This window comes from Hyphomonas sp. UBA3195, from assembly GCF_002366485.1.
Classification (GTDB): Bacteria; Pseudomonadota; Alphaproteobacteria; order Caulobacterales; family Hyphomonadaceae; genus Hyphomonas.
In genome coordinates this window covers 1-22,697 of sequence record NZ_DEXB01000036.1, presented here as the reverse complement: position 1 = coordinate 22,697, position 22,697 = coordinate 1, and the positions used below count along the sequence as shown (strand labels likewise).

Sequence of the window (22,697 nt, the reverse complement as noted above, 5' to 3'; positions counted from 1 at the left end):
CCCTTCATGGCAGACCTGATTCTCGAACTCTTTTCAGAGGAAATCCCCGCGCGCATGCAGGCGAAGGCTGAGAGTGATCTCGGTACTGCACTGGAAAAGGCGCTGGGCGAGGCGGGGCTGAACTGGTCGAAGCTGGAAACGGCCTCTGGCCCGCGACGCCTGACGGTGTTCATGGATGGCCTGACAGAGCGCTCTGCGGATGTGAAGGAAGAGCGCAAAGGCCCGAAGGTCGGCGCGCCGGACAAGGCGGTCGAGGGCTTCCTGCGTGGCGCGGGGCTGAGCGACATCAGTCAGGCCGAAGTGCGCTCCGATCCGAAGAAGGGCGACTTCTACGTTGCTGTGATCGAAACGCCGGGCCGCGATGCGACCGATATCATTGCCGAAGCTGTGCCTGCCATCATTCGCGGTTTCCATTGGCCCAAGAGCATGCGCTGGGGCACGGGTGACCTGCGCTGGGTGCGCCCGTTGCAGCGGATTGTCTGTGTGCTGGACGGAAAAGTGGTGCCATTTGAAGTGGATGGCATTTCCAGTGGCGACGAGACCGAAGGCCACCGCGTGCATGGCCGTGGGCCGTTCAAGGTAACTTTTCGCAAGAATTATGAGAGCCAGCTCAGTGGCGCTGGCCATGTGAAGCTGACGCGCGATGCGCGGCGGGAGGTGATCCTCGCCGGCATCGAGAAGGTTTGCGCCGAGGCTGGCCTCGAATGGATTGAAGACAAGGGCCTGCTCGAAGAGGTCGTTGGCCTTGCCGAATGGCCGGTCGTTGTGCTGGGCGATATGGACCCTGCCTTCCTGGCGCTGCCGCCGGAAGTGATCCAGCTGTCCATGCGGACCCACCAGAAATACTTCGCCGTGAATGACAAGACCACCGGGAAGCTCGCCCCGAACTTCATCCTTGTTGCGAATATCGAGGCCGCAGATGGCGGGAAGAAGCTCGCCGAGGGCAATTCACGTGTGCTGTCGGCGCGGCTCGATGATGGCCGCTTCTTCTGGGAGAAGGACAAGGCGACGCCCCTGGAAGACATGGCCGAGAAACTCTCCACCATCGCCTTCAAGGCCGAGCTTGGCAGCTTGGGGGACAAGGTGGAGCGCGTCGCCGCGCTCGCCCGCGAACTCGCCCCGAAAGTGGGCGCTGATCCTGATCTTGCTGAACGCGCCGCGCGTCTCGCCAAGTCAGACCTCGTCTCAGAAATGGTCGGCGAATTCCCGGAGCTGCAGGGTGTCATGGGCCGGTACTATGCGTTGGAAGCGGGTGAGCCCGAAACCGTCGCCGACGCCATCCGCGATCACTACAAGCCGCAAGGGCCGAGCGACTCCGTCCCGAGCGACCCGGTCGGCATCGCCGTTGCGCTCGCCGACAAGCTGGATACGCTGGTTGGATTCTGGGCGATTGATGAGAAGCCTACGGGATCAAAGGACCCATTCGCGCTACGCCGCGCAGCTCTAGGTGTCGTTCGGATCACTCTGGCCAATGATTTACGTCTTGGGTTCCAAGGAATCCTTGGTATGTCAAATTTTGAATTCCAAAATCAGAAAGGTCTGCAGATTTCGGATGGACCGTTTGTCGGCCTAACCAAGCTTTCTTTGGATTCGCTCGATCTGCTTTCGTTCTTTGCGGACCGTTTGAAGCAGCATTTGCGGGATGAAGGCCAACGCCACGACCTGATCGACGCCGTCTTCGCGCTCGGCGAAGATGACCTCGTGCTCATCACGCGCCGCGTCGAGGCGCTGGGGGCGTTTCTCGATACCGAGGACGGGGCAAACCTGCTCGCAGGCTACAAGCGGGCGGCGAACATTCTCAAGGCCGAGGAGAAGAAGGGCGATCTGCCTGCTGACCTCTCCGTCAATGACGCCCTCATCGCCAAGGGTCCAGCCGAGGAAAAGGCCCTCGCGAAAGCCCTGTCGGATGTCGAGGCCGCCATTGAAAACCCGCTGAAGTCCGAGGATTTCACCGCAGCTATGGCCGAACTTGCCAAATTGCGTGGTCCGGTGGACGCTTTCTTCGAAGCGGTCATGGTCAATGACGAGGATTCCGCTGTGCGCGCGAATCGTCTGGCGCTGCTCACGAAAATCCGTGGAACACTTTACCGCGTAGCGGATTTCTCCCGCATCGATGGCTGATGCAGGTCAAGGCGCTCGCGTGCCCTTGTGTCAGACTGAAACGGCCCGCCTGCACGGGAACGCGCCAATGTGTCACGAACAACGTTGTCACCCCCCGCGTGCCCTTTCGGACACTGGCCAATGGCGCTGCAATGCAGCATAGGAATTGCAATTCGCCCCCCGTTAACTTGGGGGACACGACATATGTATCGGAAGGCAGAATTCATGGGTGAAGCAGCACTGAAGCCAGCAGACGAAACCTGGGTGTATGCTTTTGGAGGCGGGAGCGCAGACGGCGACGCCTCAATGAAGAATTTGCTCGGAGGCAAGGGCGCGAATCTCGCTGAAATGGCGAAGTTGGGTTTGCCCGTGCCACCGGGATTCACGCTGACGACTGCAGTCTGTACTGCTTATTACGAATTGGAGCGCCAGTATCCGGCAGCTCTGGAAGCGCAGGTTGATGCCGCGCTCGCAGCCGTCGAGCAGGAAACCGGCAAGGGCTTCGGCGACCCTGAAAATCCACTGCTCGTATCCGTACGCTCAGGCGCGCGCGCTTCGATGCCGGGCATGATGGACACGGTCCTGAACCTCGGCCTGAACGAATCAGCTGCCGCAGGACTGGCCAAAAAGGCCGGCGAACGCTTCGCCTATGATTCCTATCGCCGCTTCATCCAGATGTATTCCAATGTCGTGTTGAACATCAGCCATGACGAGTTTGAGCACATTCTGGACGATTACAAAGACCGTCAGGGCTATGATCTCGATACCGAGATGACGGCCGATGACTGGAAGCAGATCATCTCGCTGTACAAGGACGCGGTTCAGTACAATCTTGGTCGCCCTTTCCCGGATGATCCGAAGGAACAGCTCTGGGGCGCCATTACGGCGGTGTTCGGTTCGTGGATGAACGATCGCGCGATCACCTATCGCAAGCTGAACGATATTCCTGAAGAATGGGGCACGGCGGTCAACGTCCAGGCCATGGTGTTCGGTAATCTCGGCGAGACGTCTGCCACAGGCGTTGCGTTCACACGCGACCCGTCGAATGGTGACCCGGTCTTCTATGGCGAATATCTGATCAATGCTCAGGGCGAAGACGTGGTGGCGGGCATCCGTACGCCCGCGCCGATCTCCCGCGAGCGCGCAGATACGCTGGGCTCGACCGATGCGCCGCTCGAAGAGTCGATGCCGGAAGTCTACACCCAGCTGCGCGATGTCGCGAACACGCTGGAGCAACACTACAAGGATATGCAGGATCTCGAGTTCACGGTCGAAGATGGCCGCCTCTACATGCTGCAGACCCGTAACGGCAAACGTACCGCTGCCGCAGCGCTCAAGATCGCTGTCGACATGGCACGCGAAGGCCTGGTGACGGAAGAGGAGGCCATCCTGCGCCTTGAACCGTCTCAGCTGGACCAGTTGCTTCACCCAACCATTTCTGAAGATGCCAAGCGCGACGTAATCGTGATGGGCCTTCCCGCCAGTCCCGGCGCGGCCGTTGGGAAGGTCGTGTTTGAGTCAGAAGATGCCTGGGCCATGGCTGAAAAGGGCGAGGACGTGATCCTCGTGCGCATCGAGACCAGCCCGGAAGACATCAAGGGCATGCATGCTTCCCGCGCCATTGTTACGGCACGCGGCGGCATGACCAGCCACGCCGCCGTTGTGGCCCGTGGCATGGGCCGGCCGTGTGTCTGCGGCGCCGGTGGCCTGCAGATCGATACCAAGGCGGGCGTGTTCCGCGTGATGGGCCGTGAAATCAAGAAAGGCGACGTGATCACTGTGGACGGGGCGACCGGTCAGGTGATGATGGGCGCCGTCGAAATGCGCCAACCTGATCTGTCGGGTGATTTCGGTTTGCTGATGAGCTGGGCTGACAAGGTGCGCACGCTGAAAGTGCGCGCCAATGCTGAAACGCCTCTGGATACGCGTACGGCGGTTGAATTTGGCGCCGAAGGCGTTGGCCTCTGCCGCACTGAGCACATGTTCTTTGAAGAAGAGCGTATCCCCGAAGTGCGGGCGATGATCCTTGCGGATGGCGAAAGTGGCCGTCGCGCTGCGCTCGACAAACTCCTGCCGATGCAACGGAGCGATTTCGAGGAAATCTTCCGCATTCTGGAAGATCGGCCAGCCACGATCCGACTGCTCGACCCACCGCTCCACGAATTCCTGCCGCACACAGATGCGGACATGGACGAAGTGGCCAAGGCTTCTGGCGTCAGCGCGGATGAGTTGCGCCGCCGGGCTGCAGAACTGCATGAGAGCAATCCCATGCTGGGCCATCGCGGCTGCCGTCTCGGCATCACCTATCCCGAAATCTATGAGATGCAGGCGCGCGCCATTTTCGAAGCCGCCGTTAATGTTTCAAAGGAGACGGGTCGCAAGCCAATCCCGGAAGTGATGATCCCACTGGTCGCCACGCACAAGGAGCTCGCAATCCTGAAAGCGGTTGTGGACGAGGTTGCCCAATCGGTGTTTTCCGAGACGGGTGTCACGCTGGACTATATGGTCGGCACGATGATCGAGCTGCCACGCGCGGCGCTTCAGGCTGCTGAGATTGCACAATCCGCCGCGTTCTTCTCGTTCGGCACGAATGACTTGACCCAGACGACACTCGGCATTTCGCGCGATGATGCAGGCCGTTTCCTCAAGATTTATGAGGACAAAGGCATATACGAAAAAGACCCATTCGTGACGCTCGACCAGGTCGGCGTAGGAGAATTGGTCAAAATTGCTACTGAGCGGGGTCGTAAATCACGTCCTGGAATCAAGCTTGGAATCTGCGGTGAGCATGGCGGCGACCCGGCTTCGATTAACTTTTGTCAGTTGGCGGGACTCGATTACGTGTCGTGCTCTCCGTATCGTGTGCCAATCGCGCGTCTCGCTGCGGCACATGCGGCGTTGAAAGCCAAATAAAGACGACTGTCCGCTAGAAACCGGCAGGATTTGGGTGTTGCTTCCGGGCAACACCCATTTTTGTGCAGTGCGAAATATTTCACGAAATTTGCAGAAATATTCCGCTGTATTACAGAGGCTTGGCCGCTTTCTCCTAATGTAACGGTTTAAATCGAAAATCCGGGGCGTATCTATCCTGACAGAAAAGTCACTCACGTATCTGGCCAGCTTCTTGCTAGGTACCGGGAGAGATGGATATCCAACTCGAAGCGGGGCCAGAAACGGTCTCATAATTTTTAGTCAAACCAACAACACCCGGGGTTCGTAGGACGGAATATACCGTCTGCCGGGGGATTGGGGAGCGGTGATGTTAAGGGTTCTTCAACCACGAAGGGCGACTCTATCGCCAATGCGTGGGCTCCAAGAGCAGCTCAAGCGTTGGTGGATGGCTATGACGAACGAAGAGCAGAGAGATATTGTCATTCGCGGGGCGACCGTTGCGGTCTGCGCTGTGGCTGCGACTGTAACTCTTCCCCTGATTGGCGAACTCCAGATGGAGAAGCGCGCCGAAGCTGATTTCCATGCGGAAGCGGTACGCTTGGCTTCGATTGAAGACGGCGGCGTCACCGTGCGCGCTGATCCGATGACGCCAAGCCTGCTGGATACGCCTTGGATCCGTACCGTCGAGTACACTCTCAAGCGCGATACCGGCGCTTCAATGAGCCGTTATGCGATGCGCGACCGCGATGGTGCTGCACTTTCATCGCTGGTTTCGTTCCGTCCGGAGCACATCAAACGCGCCGAAAAGATTAACGACGAGGCACAGTGTCTGTCCCAGGCTATCTATTATGAGGCCGGAACAGAATCGCTGGGCGGCAAGATGGCCGTTGCCGAAGTCATCGCGAATCGGGTTCGCGACCATCGCTATCCTGACAGCGTCTGTGACGTCGTTTTCCAGGGTGCGACTCGCACAACCGGTTGCCAGTTCACCTTCACCTGTGACGGCGCCATGACCCGCGAGCCACGCGGTCGTAATTGGGATACTGCCCAGAAGGTCGCAGCACACGTACTGATGAACCTCAACGAGGAACGCACAGGCGGCGCGACGCATTATCACGCCACTTATGTTGACCCGATCTGGAGCGCTGGCCTCATCAAGACCGACAAGATTGGTTTGCACATCTTCTATCGGTTCCCGCGCGGCGCCGAATGGGCCCAAGTGCGCCAGAACTACAATCGCAAGCGCGAGCGCGTCATCACGGCAGCGGCTGAGGCTGATGTGAATGCTGCGGCGACGTCTGTGATCAAGACCACCGACGACGCCAAGGTTGAGAAGGTGGCCATGAATGCCCCGGCACCAACTCTGTCGCCGGCCTCTGTGACCACCTCTACGCGCACGATCACGAATGGTGCCCCGAAGTTCAACACGATGCGTAAATCGTCCGAGGTTTCCGACTATACGGCAGCCCAGGTGACGCAGGCGGCGGTAAGAAGCTCCGCTTCAGCCGCCGGCGCCATGAACTAGGAAACATCAGTCGCGTGGGGGCACACCCGCCTTCACGCGCTTCTGGATAGCGCCTGGCAACCAGCGCGCCATGAAACGTGCCCGTTCAGCATCTTTGCCAACCATGAAATGTGTATCTTTGCCATGAGCGGCGTCCCAGGCGCGTTCCGCAGCCATGGAAACCGGATACACATTCATGCCGTTTTCCTTGAGCTGGTCAGACATCTTGTGGTTCGAGCCGTCGCGATCCCCCATTTCGAGGATCGGCGTTTCAATGAACCACGGCATCAGACTGGTGACGCGAATGTCGAGATCGCGAAATTCGGCGTCGAGCGCTTCGGTCAGACCACGCACAGCGAACTTGGTTGCAGAATAAACAGCCAGTTGTGGTGAGCCGACAACTCCCGCGGTAGAGGCCGTGTTCACAATACGTGCGCCTGATGTCGCCTTCAGAAGGGAGAGTGAAGCCTGCACGCCGTTCACTACACCTTTCACATTGATGTCGATGATCGCGTCATTATCCTCGCCTGTGATGTCTTCGAACCAGCCATGACGTCCAATGCCTGCATTGTTGAAGAGTACGTTCATTGCCCCTTCAGTGGCTTCGCTGAAATCCTTGATGGCAGCGGCCCAGTCCTCGCGGTTGCGAACATCAAGCCTGGCTTTCAGGCAGTTCTCGGATCCGATCTCGGCTTCGACGGCATCGAGGCCAGCAGTGTTCACGTCATAAAGGCCGCAGAACCAGCCGCGTTTTGCAAAATAGCGCGCGGTCTCTGCTCCGATGCCGGATGCTGCGCCCGTAATAAAGATACTCTTTCGCCCGCTCGCTCGCGTCATGGGCTTTTCCTCCTGCTGATATCAGGGACTGATCGCCCTTTGCAGCAGTGTCAGACCACATCCATACCCACGTCAAGATTGGGAGCAGAATGCGTTAGCGCCCCCACGGAAATAAAGTCCACACCGGTCTCAGCGATTGCCGCAACGGTACCCAGATTGACTCCGCCAGATGCTTCGAGCGTGACGCGGCCCTGATTCATTTCAACGGCGCGGCGCAAGGTGTCGGTATCCATATTGTCGAGCAGGACGGCATGCGGCCCATGTTTCAGCGCTTCCGCGAATTGGTCGAGTGTATCGACTTCAATTTCGATCATGCGCAGGTGGCCCGCATAGGCCTTGGCGCGTTCCAGTGCGAGCGCCACGGAGCCACCGCAAGCGGCGATGTGATTGTCCTTGATCAGGATGGCATCATCCAGGCCGTAGCGATGTGCTGTACCTCCGCCGCACCGAACGGCGCGCTTCTCCAGCGCCCGGTGACCTGGGGTCGTTTTCCGGGTGCAGACAATTGTTGTGGACGTGTGAGAAATCTTTGCGACGTAGTTGCGCGTCATCGTGGCGACCGCTGACAGTCGTCCAATAAAATTCAGCATCGTGCGCTCAGCCGTCAGGATAGAGCGCGCGCTGCCGTCAAGGCGCGCGACAACATCGCCGGGTTTTACTGCCGTGCCATCATCCATCCGAACATCCAGTTCCACGCTTGGGTCGATCAGGGTAAGCGCGTGGGCCGCAGCGTCGAGACCTGCGATCACGCCGGGCTGGCGCGCTGCAATAACGACGCTGAGTTGGGTTTCCGGCGCAATGGTCGCGTCCGTGGTCAGATCACCTGCGCGGCCAAGGTCTTCTGACAGGGCAAGCCGAACGATGGGATCGAGGATGATCGCGGGCAGCGGCGGGGGGAGCAGTTTCATACGCGGACGGTCTCCTCAAAATCTCTCAGCAGGAACTGGCGTTCCGGCTCGATCATGTCTGGATAGTCAGACCGGAAATGTCCGCCCCGGCTTTCCTTGCGATTGATTGCGGCCTGAACGATCAGTCTCGCAGTGGTCAGCGCGCGAGCCGGCCCATGTATGGTGTTCAAGCGCTCGATCAGTTCAAGCACGCTGGTCATGCCGGTGGCATTTCGCACAACTCCACATTTTTCGGACATGGCGCCGCGCAATTCCTGCAGGGCTGGAACGGGTAACGCCCCTGGAACATGACCTGTTGATGCGTTAGGGGTGGCGAACTCAGCTTCGCGCAGGCGCTCGGCAATGCGGTGGGCAAATACGACAGCTTCTAACAAAGAGTTGGATGCAAGGCGATTTGCGCCGTGTACGCCGGTAGATGTACATTCGCCGCAGACGGACAGTCCATCGAGGCTGCTGCGCCCCCAGAAGTCTGGGACGATGCCACCCATATGATAGTGCGCCGCTGGAGCAACCGGGATCAATTCGGTGCGTGGGTCGATGCCGGCAGATTTGCAAGTGCCAAATACTGTTGGGAAATGGTCCGGGAAGTGTTCACCCACAGCCGTGCGGCAATCGAGAAATGCGCCTCGGCCAGACAAGCGCTCTGTGTGCACGGCGCGCGCCACTTCATCGCGCGGCGCGAGTTCGGCCAATTCATGGTAGCTTGCCATAAAGGCCGTGCCGTCTCGATTATGGAGCGTGGCGCCTTCACCGCGGAGGGCCTCGGTCGCGAGGGGGGCAGGATCGCGGCCAATGTCGATGGCCGTAGGATGGAATTGGACGAATTCTAGATCTGCAATCAGTGCGCCCGCTTCCCAAGCCATCGCAACAGCGTCGCCGCGCGCTTCGGGTGGGTTGGTGGTAACCTGGAACAGGCCGCCGGAACCGCCGGTGCACAGCACCGTTTCCCGCGCGGTCCGTGTGGAGAGCGTTCCGGCATTGTCCCGCAATATGACGCCTGCCACCTGAAGATTGGCATCCTGCATCAGGCCGGTGGCGCGGACGCCTTCGATGATGGTGATATGTGGCGCGGCGGCAACGGCCGCGACCAGCGCATCCATGATGGCCTTGCCCGCAAGGTCTCCGGCAACGCGTGCCACGCGCGGGTGAGAATGAGCGGCTTCAAGCGACAAGGCCAATGCGCCATCCGGCGTGCGGTCAAACGGAACGCCCAGCGCGACAAGATCGCGAACCCGGGCCGGGCCTTCCTCTGCAATGAGGCGGGCGATAATTGGGTCGACGAGTCCCGCGCCGGCCGCAACGGTGTCTGCGGCATGTTGTTTGGGGCTGTCCAGGGGGTGCATGGCAGCGGCCAGGCCGCCTTGCGCCCATGCGGAGGATGCGGCTTGGCCAAGCGGAGCCGGGGAGATGACGGTGCAGGGGCGCGGCGCCAGTTGCAGCGCCAGGAACAGGCCAGCAAGGCCGGCGCCTACGATCAGAACGTCATCATCGACTGGCCCATTTGCCGTCAGGGTTTGCGGAATGGAGGCGCTCACGGATCAGGAGATGCCGTCATTCGCGCGGCGGAATTCCGCCGGTGCGGTCACGGCAGACACCAGCGCGCCAAACATCCGGTCAGCGGATTGGATGGTGAGCGTGAAATTGTCTGGTACATAGATCAGGCCCTCGACCTTGGCTTCCAGCATTTCCTCGATCTGGGACCGAATCGAAATTTGGTCTCCGAAGCGGCGAGCCTTGCAGGATTGGCGTACAACCGACCGGCCCCACATTGAGCAGACTTCAACCGCTGTGAGCTCACAGCTATATTGGCCTTCATCCGGGTGCGGAGAAAGATACATGGTGCCAGACATCATGCACTCTCCATTGCGATAGGGTTTTGTCTGGAAGCTCCAGGTGCCAAGGACATCCGATGAATCTCCCTCGCGTTTGCTGTCGGCATGAGCGGGAGTGCAGACCAAAAGGCCTGCGATCGCCATTGCCGCGAGACCGTATATGCCTCGGACCATTCTACCTCTCCTTGCGCCCTGAGACACATTACGCCGCTCCCCCGCGATTGCACAACCTGTCTGGCTGCTAGACGACCATTTCAAGCTCAAGTGGTTTCAAACCGGTCTTGAACGCGAGCGGCTTGACCATTTTCGGCAGGGCCATCATGGCGTCGAGGGCTTCCTTGGCGCGCACGCGGACATCCTCAGGGATGAGCACCTCGTACTCGCCCGTGACCAGGCAATCATAGATGTTTTCCAGCGTGATACGCTTCATGTGCGGGCAGAGATTGCATGGACGGATGAAGTTCACGTTCGGATTGGCTGACGCCACATTGTCACTCATCGAGCATTCCGTCAGCAGGACGACCTTGTTCGGGCTTTCCTCGGCAACGTAATTGGCCAGCGCGGACGTCGAGCCGGCAAAGTCGGCGGCTTCCAGTACATCCGGCGGACATTCCGGGTGAGCCAGGATGACGACGCCTGGGTGGGCTTCGCGCAATTGCTCGACATCGTCGGCGCTGAACATCTCGTGCACTTCACACGCGCCCGGCCAGGTCATGACGCGGATGCCGGTCTGGGCAGCCACGTTCTTGGCAAGGTATTGGTCCGGCACGAGGATAACCGTGTCAGTATTCCATTCAGCAGCGATGGCTTCGACGACCTGCGCCGCATTCGAACTGGTGCAGGTGATGTGGCACTCGGCCTTTACCTCAGCGGTACAGTTTACGTAGGTCACGACCGGGTAATTCGGGAATTTCTCCTTGATCAGGCGCACATCGGCGCCCGTGATCGAGGCGGCGAGCGAACAGCCCGCGCGGGTGTCCGGTATAAGGACGGTCTTTTCAGGCGCGAGGATCTTCGAGGTCTCGGCCATGAAGTGCACTCCGGCCTGCACGATGATATCGGCATCCACATTGGCAGCTTCACGGGCCAGCTGGAGGCTGTCACCACGGAAATCGCCGACAAGCTGGAAGATGTCCGGCGTCATGTAATTGTGCGCCAGGATGACGGCGTTCTTCTCTTTCTTGAGCCGATTGATTGCCGCCACGAGGGGCGCAATGGCTGGCCATTCCATCGGAGTGATGAAATCCTGTACCAGCGGGTACAGGTCATCGGTCTCCATTTTCACCGCGTCATCATAGACGAGGCCGCGCGCTTCAGCGGCAGAAGCGCCGCGCAGCGGAGTTGGCGTGGGGCAGCCGGGGCCGGAATCAATAAGACGTGCCATGTCGTCCTCCTTCGTAGCAGACCGACTTATGCTCGATCTGAGTATAATATGGGCCTGAAGCCTCGCGTTTCAAGGGGGTCGGCCTTCAAACGTCCGCAGACAGGTGGCTCTTGTGACAGCAGCTTGAAGCTTTTGCGCAGTCTGAGCAAAAGGGGAGTAGCGCTTTCAGCCTCGTCCGGCAAGTTCAAACACGCGTGAACCCCGCGTCAGCTTTCGTCAAACAGTGCCAGCGCGGCGGTTGTCATGGCCGCCACAACCACTGCGATGGTCGTGTCATGATCCGCCCTATGACAGCTCTCAACACCACCTTGCCTGCTCTCCGCTCACCAACGATTTCGCACTTCTTCGGCAAATCCGGGCAAGTCCTTCACGGTCATCTGGCTGCCATCGTCAAGAATGACACGTCCTGAGAACAGGCCAAAGACCTGGTCCTGCGCAGTTTTCAATATGCCAAGGTCGGTCGTCTGGTGACGATTGATGATGGGAGCGAAATCCATCTCAAATCGATTGTCATTGCTGGTAAATTTCCATAGCGCGGAATCAGGCGCACCTTCAGGCATATGGAATGTGACATGGTCGAGCTTGTGGGCTTTACCATCCACGAACAGCATGTTTTCGCTGGCGGCGGATGTGTCGCCGAACCCATAGCCGATGTTAAACCCAAACGGTCGCCCCTTGACCAGGCCGGAAGCAGAGCCCCAATACCATGTGTTATTATACGTCCAGACGCCGCGGCCCCAATCCAGCACAGCAAAGGCACTCTCAGGGGAGAACTGATACGTCTCCTCGCCCAGGGTGATCTTCCCGCGCGCGGGCATGCAGTTGATTTTCTGATTGTAATAAAAAGCCTTCGGGGCATTTGGAAACGGTGTCGCAATAACCATCCGGTCCATATCGGGCTGATCGAGCCATAATTCCCCGTGCAGTCCTTTTCCGTTGGCGAAAGCCGGATCATTCACCGTCAGGCGCCGCCCTCCTGCCTCATGCCGAAAGCTCAATTCCAGATCGCCCTTGCGCTGGGAAATGTCGCCACTATCGGCGCTGGCTGGCAACTTCATCTTGCCCATCGACCACGGGATGATAGCTCCATGATTGGTGGCTGTTTTGTGTTCCAGGTCGAGCCAGGATGTGCCTAGGAACCCAAGATAGCCATTGTCAGCGACAGTCAGAGCCAGCCCGAACCGGGGTGTCAGGATGCAGTAATAGTCCCACTCCTTTATGCGTAGGGCGCCCGCTTTGATGGCAGAGCGATCATAAGTCCTGACCTCGCTGGTCGCATATCCTCGTTCGACCAATCGCCCCCGCGCATCAAGTAGAGGGCCTACGCCCATTCTGTGTTGCATTCTCCCTCCTGGCGCGCCGGATATCTGAGATTTCGGAGCTTGTGGAAGACATATAAAGATAAGGTGGGCGTGCCTTCTACCCTCGACGTTAGGTCACTCCATATCGTCTTTCCTGTGCCGCATGGGAAAGTACCTTGCGAATTCGTCTGAGAATCTGTGCCCTCATACTCTTCCACATTTGCGCGGACACAGACTTCCTCTCCTTTAGCCTTCAGCAGGCGTGCCGCGCGCTGATCGAATCAATCGCGGGCGATGATTTGAAGCTGCATCCGGTAAAGATGTCGCGCTAGCGGCGGGCGAAGGCGAATGGACGGTTGAAGCAGGTGGAACAGGTCGTCCGGCAGCTGATAGTCCTACTCGCGACAAGGCTGCATATCGTATTCGCGCCTTTGAAGGCGCGGGGGCCGAAAATTGTGGCGGACCTGCCGGACGGCGTGGAGCTGGCGATCTTCCCGCGCCGCTCGCGACAGGGCTCCCTTGCCTAGTGCATGCCAAGTTGGACGAGGGGTAGGAGGACTCAGGTTTAGCTGTGCGAAATCGAGGAGGAGCACCTGCCGTGCCGCACCTGCGTGTCCGGCTAGGGGCGCAGGCTCACCCCTCGAACAGTTCCAACGCGGCCGCAGTCATAGCCTCGACGCCTGTGGCAATGGTCGGGTCGTAATCCGGAGCGAAGAATGGCGAATGCAGTGAAGGCAGGGGCAGGGAACTGTCTTTGGCGGCCTCATAGCGCGCAGGCTCCACTGCGCCGACCCAGAATAGGAGGCCTGGAATGTTTTCTTCCGTCCGTCCGAACTGGCTGAAATCCTCGCCGCCCATGACCGGGGCTACTTCCTTGACATTGTCTTCGCCGATTGCGTCCGCAATGGCCGCCATGGCTGTTTCGGCCAGGTCGGCGTTGTTGAAGAGCGATGGTGTATAGTCCTGCTCGATCGTGATCTCTGGCTCAGGCGCCCCGAAGGCCTCGGCTTGCGCCTTGGCAATGCGCTCAATGCCGCTCAGCAACATTTGACGGGTCGCGTCGTCATAGGAGCGCACCGTCAGGAGCAGCGTTGCTTCGTCGGAAATGATGTTGTGCTTTGCGCCGGCCTTGAACGAGCCGACTGTAACAACGGCAGAGTCTTGCGGGTTCGTATTACGCGAGACGAGGCTCTGCAGAGCTACGACGATGTGAGATCCGATCAGGATCGGGTCGCGTGTTGTGTGCGGGTAGGCGCCATGCCCGCCGACGCCTTTCACGGTGATGTCGACACTGTCGACATTCGCCATGGCGTAGCCCTTCGTATAGACAACCGTGCCAGCGGGCGCGGCTGCGGAAACGTGCAGCGCCAAATTGTAGTCCGGCTGAGGGAAGCGGCTGTAGAGGCCATCGGCCAGCATGGCCTGGGCACCAAGGCCGATCTCTTCGGCTGGCTGGGCGATCATTACAAGTGTGCCGCTCCACTGATCCTTGCGGGCAGCCAGTGCGCGGGCGGTGCCGATCCAACTGGTCATGTGGATGTCGTGGCCGCAGGCATGCATGACCGGGCTCTCGACGCCAGTCCATGTGGTCGACTGGACCTCTGAGGCAAACGGGAAACCCGTTTGGTCAGGAACGGGCAGGGCATCCATATCGGCGCGGATCATGACGGTCGGGCCATCCCCATTGCGCAATACGCCAACGACGCCGTGTCCGCCGACGCCATCCTTGACCTCACCCACATCTTTCATTGCCTTGGCGACCACCCAGTCCTGACCAATGCCGGTGGAAACGTCGAAGCCGAGATTTTCAAGTTCAGAGGCCATCAGAGCGGCCGATTTGGCTTCCTTGAAAGAAAGTTCCGGATTGGCGTGAAGTTGTTTGTAGATTTCGATCAGTTCTGCATCAGCCTTTGGCAAGTTGGTTTCTGCTGAAGGAGTGGCCGCGGATGAGGCCGGGGCGACCGTATTCGATGCTTCGGCCTCGGTCGTTGCGCCCGTGTCGGAGGCGACCGGTTGCGGCGTTTCAGCGGCGTCATTTCCGTTTCCGCAAGCAACGAGCGCAAGCGCGAGAGAAGAGATGGCAACATTACGGAACATGGGTTTCGACCTCCGGCTAAGGTAAGAAGGCACCGTAGCGGCGTTTTCAGCGCTGCCAAGGGGGCGAAAATGTCCTGCATTCTACGGCAATCGCCGGGTTGCGTCGGCGTGCTGCGCTGCATATAAGGGGCGGTCCAAAGGAGATTATCTGCTCATGGCCCGCGTTACCGTTGAAGACTGCGTCGAAAAGGTTCCAAACCGTTTCGAGCTTGTCCTGCTTGCTGCACATCGTGCCCGCATGATCCGCGAAGGTTCGCCTATTACTGTGGACCGCGATAATGACAAGGACCCAGTTGTGTCGCTGCGCGAGATTGCTGACGAGTCGATTGATCTGAAAGTGGTCAAGGAAGCGCTGATCTCGAATCTGCAGGACATTCGTCCAGGCGAAGAGAACGAGCGCGAAGCCGACCGTTTGGCTCTGGAATCTGCACCTGCTGCAACCGAAGAAGACGTCATGCGGGCCTATCAGGCCGAGCTGGAGTCCGGACGGGACGACCGGCTGTAGGAGGCCAGATGGACGGCAGCACCCTATCCGCAAAGGATGAAGGGGCTGGCGACATGGCTGGCACAGAGCGACCGGCTGCGGAAAAACCTAAAGATGTCCTGACCCGGCAGCAGCTGATCGATAAGGTTCGCGCCTATCACCCTCGGGTGAAATCCGAACTTCTCGGTGCCGCTTACGATTTTGCCAAAACGCATCATGGCGAACAGATGCGCGATTCGGGCGATGCGTATTATTCGCATCCTGTTGAAGTCGCGAGCCTTCTGGCTGACGTCAAGCTCGACGAGATCACCATCGTCGCGGGCCTCCTTCACGATGTGGTCGAAGACACCGAGATCGATATCGGCGATGTCGAAGTGCGCTTTGGTGCGGATGTGGCCGAACTGGTCGATGGGGTCACGAAGCTCGACAAGCTTGAATACAGCTCCAAGGAATTGGCTCAGGCCGAGAACTTCCAGAAGTTCATCCTCGCAACCACCAGCGACATTAGAGTCCTGTTGGTGAAGCTGGCCGACCGGCTTCACAATATGCGCACGCTGCACTTTCGGAAGAAGGCATCCAGTCGCGAACGCACCGCGCGGGAAACCATGGACATTTACGGCCCGCTCGCCCGCCGCGTCGGTCTTTACCAGATTGCTGCCGAGATGGAGGACCTGGCCTTCCAGGAGCTCAATCCAGAAGCGCGTCGTGCCATTCTGTATCGTCAGGACGAACTTGCGCTCGAAAATGCCGATGATCTTGAGCGTATCCGGGGTGACCTTGAGCAATTGATGGAGGTTTCCGGAATTCCTTGCCGCATCAAGGGGCGTCGGAAACAACCTTATTCGCTATGGCGCAAGCTTGAGAAGAAATCGATTTCCTTTCGGGATGTCGCTGACTTGTTCGCTTTTCGCGTGATCGTGGAGAGTGTTGAGGATTGCTACCGGGTTCTGGGAGAAATCCACAGACTCTGGGCCTGCATCCCTGACCGTTTCCGTGACTATATCTCCGTGCCCAAGCCGAACGGTTATGCCAGCCTGCACACAACCGTACGCGCTTCCGGCAACCGGCGTGTCGAACTCCAGATACGCACTGAAGAGATGGACCGCACCGCCGAGTTCGGCGTGGCTGCGCATTGGGGCTACAAGAACCGCGCCTACGGCTTTGACATCGATTCGGCGCGTGCTGCCGGTCTTGACCCTGCCGCCAATCTCGAAGCCTTCGCAGAATTGCTTCAGGATGGCGGCGATCCGAGCGAGTTCATGGAGCACGCCAAGCTCGAAATGTATCGCGAGCACGTCTTTGCTTTCTCTCCGAAGGGCAAGTTGATCATCCTGCCAGCCGGCGCCATGCCGTTGGACTTTGCCTATGCGGTGCACTCGGCGGTGGGTGACACATGTGTTGGCGCCAAGATCAATGGCGAGGTGAAGCCGTTACGCCGCCCGCTGAAAAATGGAGACGTTGTCGAGATCATCCGGGGCAAAGCGCCTCACGCCATTCATGGCTGGGAAGCGCTGGCGATCACCGGGCGCGCGCGCTCTGCGATGCGCAAGCTGGTGCGCGACAAGGAAACAACAGAGTTCCGGCGCCTCGGTCAGGGGCTGATCAATATGGCGCTGCGACGGGCAGGTATTGATCCGGTTGATGTAAAGATGAACCATACGGCCCGCCTCGCCGGTTTTGAGGATATGGAAGACATGTCCGAAGCGCTGGGGCGCGGTCGAATTTCGTCAAACGATGTGATCCAGGCGGCCTTTCCGGGTTACCGGCCGGAACGCGAGGACGATCCCACGAAGGTCCGCATGGACAGTGAGCATACGCCGCTCATGGTATCCGGCACTGAGCTGTCACCGGGCGTGACGCTTCATCTCGGAAATTGCTGCTGCCCGTTGCCTGGGGACCGTATCATGGGGGTTCATGAACCGGGCAAGGGCATTGTGGTCCATGTCGCGAGTTGTCCAAAGCTCGCCGAATATGACGATAAACCCGAGCTCTGGGTGGACCTGCGCTGGACCGAACTGGCGCGCACGGGCGCGGTGGCAATTGGGCGAATTCGTATCAATGCCTCCAATGAGCGCGGCGTACTGGCCAAGCTCTGCGCTGCTGTGGCACAGGCCAGCGGCAACATCACAGCCATACATACGGTAGACCGCCACGAGGACTTCACGGAAATCTTGATGGAAATTGAGGTTGAAGACCTCAAGCGTCTGACGCAGATACTGGCCGCGCTCCGGTCGATCGCTGTGGTCGACAGAGCTGTGCGCGACCAGGAGGGCGAAGATGACGAATGATGATGTGCTGAATGTATTCCGCGAGGCCGGGGCTTTGTTGGAGGGGCATTTCATTTTGTCGTCTGGTCGTCGCAGTCCTGTTTTCCTGCAGAAGGCCCTCGTTTTTTCCCAGCCCACGCTCTCCGAAAAATTGTGCAAGGCCCTTGCGGCGAAGCTGACTGCCGAATTCGGCAAGATTGATGTTGTGGCTGGGCCAGCTGTTGGCGGCATCATTCCGGGCTATGAATTGGCGCGCCAGCTTGGCGCACGGTCGATCTTTGCCGAGCGGGTCGATGGCCAGCTTCAGTTCCGCCGGGGCTTCTCCATTGCCGAAGGCGAACGTGTGCTGATCGCGGAAGATATCGTCACGACGGGGCTGTCTTTTCGTGAAACCGTTGAAGCGCTGGATGCGCTGCCCGGCGAGGTCGTGGGTGGTGCCTGTATCATCGACCGGTCGAACGGCCGCGCTGATGTTGGCTGCAAGCTAATTTCGCTCGCGGCGGTCGATTTCCCAGACTATGACGCCAATGATTTGCCACCAGATCTTGCCGCGATGGAGGCCGTCAAGCCTGGCTCCAGGGGCCTCGCCTGATGGCAAGCCCGTTGCGCCTTGGTGTGAACATTGATCACGTTGCAACCATTCGCAATGCGCGCGGGGGGGATCATCCCGATCCGATGCGCGCGGCGCAGATTGCGGCTCAGGCAGGCGCAGACGGCATCACGATCCATTTGCGCGAGGACCGGCGCCACATTCGCGATGGGGATCTCGAAGCCATACGTGCGGCTTCCAGCCTTCCGATCAATCTCGAAATGGCTGCGACAGACGAGATGACGGAGATTGCCTGCAAGTTCCGTCCGCATGCAGCTTGTATAGTTCCTGAAAAGCGCGAAGAGCGTACGACCGAAGGCGGGCTCGATGTCGCGGGCCTGCATAACCAAATTGCGCCCGTTGTTCGCCGCCTCAATGAATCGGGTGCGCGGGTGTCACTCTTCATCGAACCCGACCCTGTTCAGATTGCAGTTGCGGAAGTGCTTCAGGCACCTGTGGTCGAACTCCATACGGGCAAGTACGCTGAGCTATGGATCGAAGGTGGTGCAGAGGCCGCGGCGCCAGAACTCGAACGGCTGAAGATCGCGGCGATAGAAGCGCGCAAGCGCGGTGTCGAACCGCATGCCGGACATGGCCTGACATTTGAAAACGTTGCTCCCGTGGCGGCAATCCACGAGATCGCAGAACTGAACATTGGTCACTTTCTTGTTGGTGAGGCCATCTTTATCGGTCTTGATGCTGCAATCCGGGAAATGCGTCGACTGATGGATGAGGCCCGCGCATGATCATTGGTATCGGGAATGATCTCTGCAATATCGAGCGTGTGGAAAAGACACTTGCCCGATTTGGTGAGCGGTTTGAGAAACGCGTGTTTACCGATGTCGAAATCGCGCTGGCGCGCCGCCGTCGCCTGACTGCTGAGACGTATGCCAAACGATTTGCGGCCAAAGAGGCGTGTGCAAAGGCGCTCGGTACGGGTGTGCCGCGTCGCGGCGTTCATTGGAAGCATCTCGGCGTTGTGAATTTGCCAACGGGCAAGCCAACTCTTGCGCTGACTGGCGGCGCGGCGGAGCGCCTCGCCACGATGATGCCCGCCGGCCATGAAGCGATTATTCACCTGACCATCACGGATGATTACCCCTGGGCTGAAGCCCAGGTCATCATCGAAGCTCTTCCGGTGACGCCAGCATGACACCAACAAGACCCAAACGCACGCGCCTCCGGTCGAAGGGAAAAGCGAGCCAGCCCTCACTGGCCGAAACGGATATCCGGACACTGGAGTCCATTCTTGGCCACAAATTCAAAAACCCGGAGACGCTAATCCGTGCGCTGACACATCCAAGCGCTGTAACTTCTGCGGAATCAGTCCGCCTGTCCAACCAGCGCCTCGAATTTCTGGGTGACCGGGTCCTGAACCTCGTGATCGCCGAACGCTTGATTGACCGACGCCGGATGGAGAGTGAGGGCGATCTGGCTCCGCGTCTCAACAGTCTTGTTCGCAAGGGGGCCTGCGCGGATGCCATGCGCCATCTTGGCGTTTCGGAATTCGTTATCATGTCGGATGGCGAGATAGCTGCCGGTGGGCGCGAACGGGAATCGACCCTTGGCGATGCCTGCGAAGCCATTATAGGCGCAATCTACCAGGATGCCGGGCTCTCCACCGCCCGGAAATTCATTGAGAAAGGTTGGGCGCCGCAATTCGAGGCGGCTCCGGCCCAGACCAAAGATCCCAAGACGCTGCTGCAGGAATGGGCCCAGGGACAGGGCCTGCCACTGCCGGATTATGACGTGCTGAGCCGGTCGGGACCGGACCATGAACCCACTTATGAGGTTGAAGTTAAAGTGGCCGACCGGGGTGCGGCTGTTGCCGCGGGGTCGTCAAAGCGCGATGCTGAGCGTAATGCTGCCGCCCTTCTCCTAGAAAGCCTGACCGGAACCCCATGACAGACACCCCCATCACCCATGCTGGATTTGCCGCCATTATCGGCGCGCCGAATGCGGGCAAGTCCACGCTGACCAATCGTCTGGTCGGCACTAAGGTGGCAATCGTCACGCACAAGGTGCAGACGACGCGCTTCCCGGTGCGCGGCGTCGCGCAGGTGGACGGCACGCAGATCGTGCTTGTGGACACTCCGGGTATCTTTGCGGCCAAGCGCCGGCTCGACCGCGCCATGGTCAAGGCGGCCTGGAGCGGCGCTGACGATGCGGACGCCATTGTGCACCTGATCGACGCTTCGGCCTGGGTCGCGGAGCGCGAAGGCAAGGTAGATGGTGCGCAGAAGAAATCTCTGGAAGATGACCGCCGGGTCATCGAGCAACTTCAGCAGATTGGCCGCAAAGCTTTCCTCGCCTTGAACAAGATTGATCTGTTTCCCCATGATCAGGTCCTGCCCATCATTGCGGAACTGAACGAGACGGGCGTCTATGAAGAGGTCTTCATGATCTCCGCCGAAAATGGCGAAGGCGTCGAAGCGCTGGAAAAGGCGCTCGCGAAACGGATGCCCGAAAGCCCGGCGCTCTACCCGCCGGACCAGATTGCCGACCTGCCGATGCGCCTGCTTGCCGCCGAAGTGACTCGGGAAAAGCTAATGCTGCGCCTGCACCAGGAACTGCCTTACCAGCTGATGGTCGAAACAGAGAGCTGGGAAGAGAAAAGGGATGGCTCCGTCCGTGTGCAACAGGTCGTGGTCGTCGGCCGCGACAATCACAAATCCATGGTGCTCGGCAAGGGCGGCGCAGCGATCAAGGATGTTGGTCGCAAGGCCCGCGAAGAACTCTCTGAAATGCTCGGTCGCAAAGTGCACCTCTTCCTGTTCGTGAAGGTGGATGAACGCTGGCAGGAACGCCGAGAGAGTTATCAGGGGCTTGGCCTGGAGTTCGATGTTTGAACTGGTCGGATGACGGCATAATCCTGGGCGCACGCCGCTTTGGAGAAGGTGGCCTCACCCTCGACGTTCTCACCCGCACGCGCGGGCGTAGGTCCGGTCTTGTCTATGGCGGTTCCTCGCGCAAGCGCCGCGCGCAATATGAAGCCGGAAATTCTGTTTCCCTCAGTTGGACCGGTCGCCTTGAAGAGGCTCTGGGCCGGTTTGATGTGGCCGAGGCCAGTCGGGAGCGAGCGGCGCGTGTATTGGACGATCCAGCTGCCCTCGCCGCCATTTCGGCTATTACCGCGATCCTGCGAGGCGGACTGGACGAAGGCGATGCAGCCGGTTCGGCACTGTTTGAGGCCACCGAGCTTCTGCTAGACCAGATTGAGGCGCAGGAAATCTGGCCGGCGCTCTATGTGCGCTGGGAACTGGGCCTGCTCTCCGCGCTGGGTTTCGGGCTTGATCTGGACGCATGCGCGTTGTCCGGCGCGAATGATGGCCTGACCCATGTATCTCCAAAGACCGGCCGGGCCGTGAGAGGGTCGGAGGCCGAGGAATATGTCGACCGCCTCCTTCGCCTGCCGCTCTTTCTTGTCGAATCCACGGCCCATGTTGCGCCGTCCGATATAGCCGATGGCTTGAAGCTCACCGGCTATTTTCTGGAAGAGCGTCTGTTTGGGGGGCTCAATCGGGGCGTTCCAGCAGAGCGCCTGCGACTGGTGGGCCGCATGCTGAAGCGGCCCTAGGCGCTCACACTTGGGCGTTGGCTGACCCGCGCATACCAGTTTCCGATGTGTTTCAGATCGGGGTTGAGGGGCTGGCCTACCTGACTGCCAAAAGCCAGGAAACAGAACAGCAGTATGTCAGCCAAGCCGAATGCCTTGCCTGCCACAAACTCACGGCCGTCAGCCATCTGTTCGTCCAAGAAGACGAGCCCATCCTGTGCGCAGGCTTTCAGGCCATCAGCAGCTTCCGGTAGGCAGCGCATCCGGTCCTGGAACATGGGCAGGCCCTCAGCGGCGCGGAAAGCTGTGGTCAGCGGCTCAACGATCTTGAGGTCCACCCACCGTGTCCAGCGGCGGTTCTGGGCGCGCGCTTCGGGTGTATCCCCCATCAGGCGGTCGCCGGGCTGGGTTTCGTCCAGATACTCGCAAATGGCAGTGATCTCGGTCAGGATGCTGCCATCATCAAGCTCAAGAGCGGGCAGCTGGCCAGCCGGGTTCTTGGTCGTATAGGGCGCCTGCCGGTTTTCTCCGGCCATCAGGTCGATGTCTTCCTTGGGCAGGTCGATGCCGCGTTCCGCCATGAACATGCGCACCACGTGCGGGTTCGGGCCTACGGAATTATACAATTTCATTCTGTTTCCTTCCCTCTTGTGGCGCTGACTGTTGCGCGGCGAGATAACGCGCGCAAGGGCTGTCATATTCAGAAGCCGTTCATTTTCTGATGTGTTAGGTGGCCGGTGAGGACTGGGGCGTTCCGTGCAAACGAAAAGGCTGATGCCATGAAGAAAACTGTTTTTGCCGTAACCGCCATTGCCACGCTTACTCTTGCGGGCTGCATTCACGTCGATGCCGACGAACACGGCCGCGACGCCATGTATGAAAATACCGAAACTGCGCTCCGCGTCTGCGGCGGCGAAGGTCGTGTGAAGGAAGTCAATGAAGACGG

The 22,697-nt window shown here is 59.4% G+C and carries 19 protein-coding genes; 11 read left to right on the top strand and 8 right to left on the bottom strand.

Features of this window, described 5'->3' with window-relative positions:
• Positions 1–6: 6 nt before the first annotated feature.
• The 3 genes from glyS (at position 7) to B2344_RS11200 (ending at position 6,517) form a co-directional block, all read left to right on the top strand.
• A complete protein-coding gene (glyS, locus tag B2344_RS11210) occupies positions 7–2,121 on the top strand; it encodes a glycine--tRNA ligase subunit beta (protein WP_290485230.1) in 2,115 nt (704 codons plus the stop codon).
• A 204-nt stretch (positions 2,122–2,325) separates the two neighbouring features.
• Positions 2,326–5,013 (top strand): pyruvate, phosphate dikinase, encoded by a 2,688-nt coding sequence (gene ppdK / locus B2344_RS11205; protein ID WP_290483719.1) that lies wholly within the window; start codon positions 2,326–2,328, stop codon positions 5,011–5,013.
• 424 nt (positions 5,014–5,437) lie between these two features.
• Entirely contained in the window at positions 5,438–6,517 is a 1,080-nt protein-coding gene (locus tag B2344_RS11200; protein WP_242517500.1) for a cell wall hydrolase, read from the top strand.
• 6 nt (positions 6,518–6,523) lie between these two features.
• Here the strand turns inward: B2344_RS11200 and B2344_RS11195 are convergent, their stop codons facing one another.
• The 7 genes from B2344_RS11195 to B2344_RS11165 all read right to left on the bottom strand — a co-directional run bounded on the left by B2344_RS11195 (position 6,524) and on the right by B2344_RS11165 (position 14,855).
• On the bottom strand, positions 6,524–7,333 hold the full coding sequence (locus tag B2344_RS11195) for an SDR family oxidoreductase (RefSeq protein WP_206992621.1): 810 nt from the start codon (positions 7,331–7,333) through the stop codon (positions 6,524–6,526).
• A 50-nt stretch (positions 7,334–7,383) separates the two neighbouring features.
• The gene (nadC, locus tag B2344_RS11190; RefSeq protein WP_290485229.1) at positions 7,384–8,241 is read right to left on the bottom strand and encodes a carboxylating nicotinate-nucleotide diphosphorylase; all 858 of its coding nucleotides are present in this window, start codon (positions 8,239–8,241) and stop codon (positions 7,384–7,386) included.
• The gene (locus B2344_RS11185; RefSeq protein ID WP_242517501.1) at positions 8,238–9,776 is read right to left on the bottom strand and encodes an L-aspartate oxidase; all 1,539 of its coding nucleotides are present in this window, start codon (positions 9,774–9,776) and stop codon (positions 8,238–8,240) included. The genes nadC and B2344_RS11185 overlap by 4 nt, the downstream gene beginning before the upstream one ends.
• Before the next feature lie 3 nt (positions 9,777–9,779).
• Positions 9,780–10,247 (bottom strand): hypothetical protein, encoded by a 468-nt coding sequence (locus B2344_RS11180; RefSeq protein WP_034814006.1) that lies wholly within the window; start codon positions 10,245–10,247, stop codon positions 9,780–9,782.
• Between the two features lie 67 nt (positions 10,248–10,314).
• Entirely contained in the window at positions 10,315–11,457 is a 1,143-nt protein-coding gene (gene nadA, locus B2344_RS11175) for a quinolinate synthase NadA (RefSeq protein WP_290485228.1), read from the bottom strand.
• Between the two features lie 323 nt (positions 11,458–11,780).
• The gene (locus B2344_RS11170; RefSeq protein WP_290483722.1) at positions 11,781–12,800 is read right to left on the bottom strand and encodes a DUF2804 domain-containing protein; all 1,020 of its coding nucleotides are present in this window, start codon (positions 12,798–12,800) and stop codon (positions 11,781–11,783) included.
• Between the two features lie 591 nt (positions 12,801–13,391).
• Positions 13,392–14,855 (bottom strand): M20 metallopeptidase family protein, encoded by a 1,464-nt coding sequence (locus tag B2344_RS11165; RefSeq protein ID WP_290485227.1) that lies wholly within the window; start codon positions 14,853–14,855, stop codon positions 13,392–13,394.
• A gap of 154 nt (positions 14,856–15,009) precedes the next feature.
• On the opposite strand from B2344_RS11165, the gene rpoZ reads away from it, so the two are divergent.
• The 8 genes from rpoZ to recO are packed head-to-tail and all read left to right on the top strand — an operon-like array spanning position 15,010 to position 21,772.
• Positions 15,010–15,360: a DNA-directed RNA polymerase subunit omega gene (gene rpoZ, locus B2344_RS11160; protein ID WP_034814002.1), complete on the top strand. Its 351-nt coding sequence runs from the start codon at positions 15,010–15,012 to the stop codon at positions 15,358–15,360.
• An 8-nt stretch (positions 15,361–15,368) separates the two neighbouring features.
• Positions 15,369–17,627: a RelA/SpoT family protein gene (locus B2344_RS11155; RefSeq protein WP_206992627.1), complete on the top strand. Its 2,259-nt coding sequence runs from the start codon at positions 15,369–15,371 to the stop codon at positions 17,625–17,627.
• Positions 17,617–18,198, top strand: a complete 582-nt coding sequence (gene pyrE, locus B2344_RS11150; RefSeq protein ID WP_290485226.1) for an orotate phosphoribosyltransferase — start codon at positions 17,617–17,619, stop codon at positions 18,196–18,198. Before B2344_RS11155 ends, pyrE begins: the two co-directional genes overlap by 11 nt.
• On the top strand, positions 18,198–18,941 hold the full coding sequence (locus B2344_RS11145; protein ID WP_206992629.1) for a pyridoxine 5'-phosphate synthase: 744 nt from the start codon (positions 18,198–18,200) through the stop codon (positions 18,939–18,941). The genes pyrE and B2344_RS11145 overlap by 1 nt, the downstream gene beginning before the upstream one ends.
• Positions 18,938–19,348, top strand: coding sequence for a holo-ACP synthase (acpS, locus tag B2344_RS11140; RefSeq protein WP_206992630.1), 411 nt, complete (start codon positions 18,938–18,940; stop codon positions 19,346–19,348). The genes B2344_RS11145 and acpS overlap by 4 nt, the downstream gene beginning before the upstream one ends.
• Positions 19,345–20,100 (top strand): ribonuclease III, encoded by a 756-nt coding sequence (rnc, locus tag B2344_RS11135; protein WP_290485225.1) that lies wholly within the window; start codon positions 19,345–19,347, stop codon positions 20,098–20,100. Before acpS ends, rnc begins: the two co-directional genes overlap by 4 nt.
• Complete coding sequence (era, locus tag B2344_RS11130) at positions 20,097–21,044, top strand: GTPase Era (protein WP_290483726.1); 948 nt, start codon at positions 20,097–20,099, stop codon at positions 21,042–21,044. The genes rnc and era overlap by 4 nt, the downstream gene beginning before the upstream one ends.
• Positions 21,041–21,772, top strand: coding sequence for a DNA repair protein RecO (recO, locus tag B2344_RS11125; RefSeq protein ID WP_290483727.1), 732 nt, complete (start codon positions 21,041–21,043; stop codon positions 21,770–21,772). Before era ends, recO begins: the two co-directional genes overlap by 4 nt.
• On the opposite strand, the gene B2344_RS11120 is transcribed toward recO, so the two are convergent.
• Complete coding sequence (locus B2344_RS11120) at positions 21,769–22,383, bottom strand: glutathione S-transferase family protein (RefSeq protein ID WP_034814363.1); 615 nt, start codon at positions 22,381–22,383, stop codon at positions 21,769–21,771. The genes recO and B2344_RS11120 overlap by 4 nt on opposite strands.
• Positions 22,384–22,697: the final 314 nt, after the last annotated feature.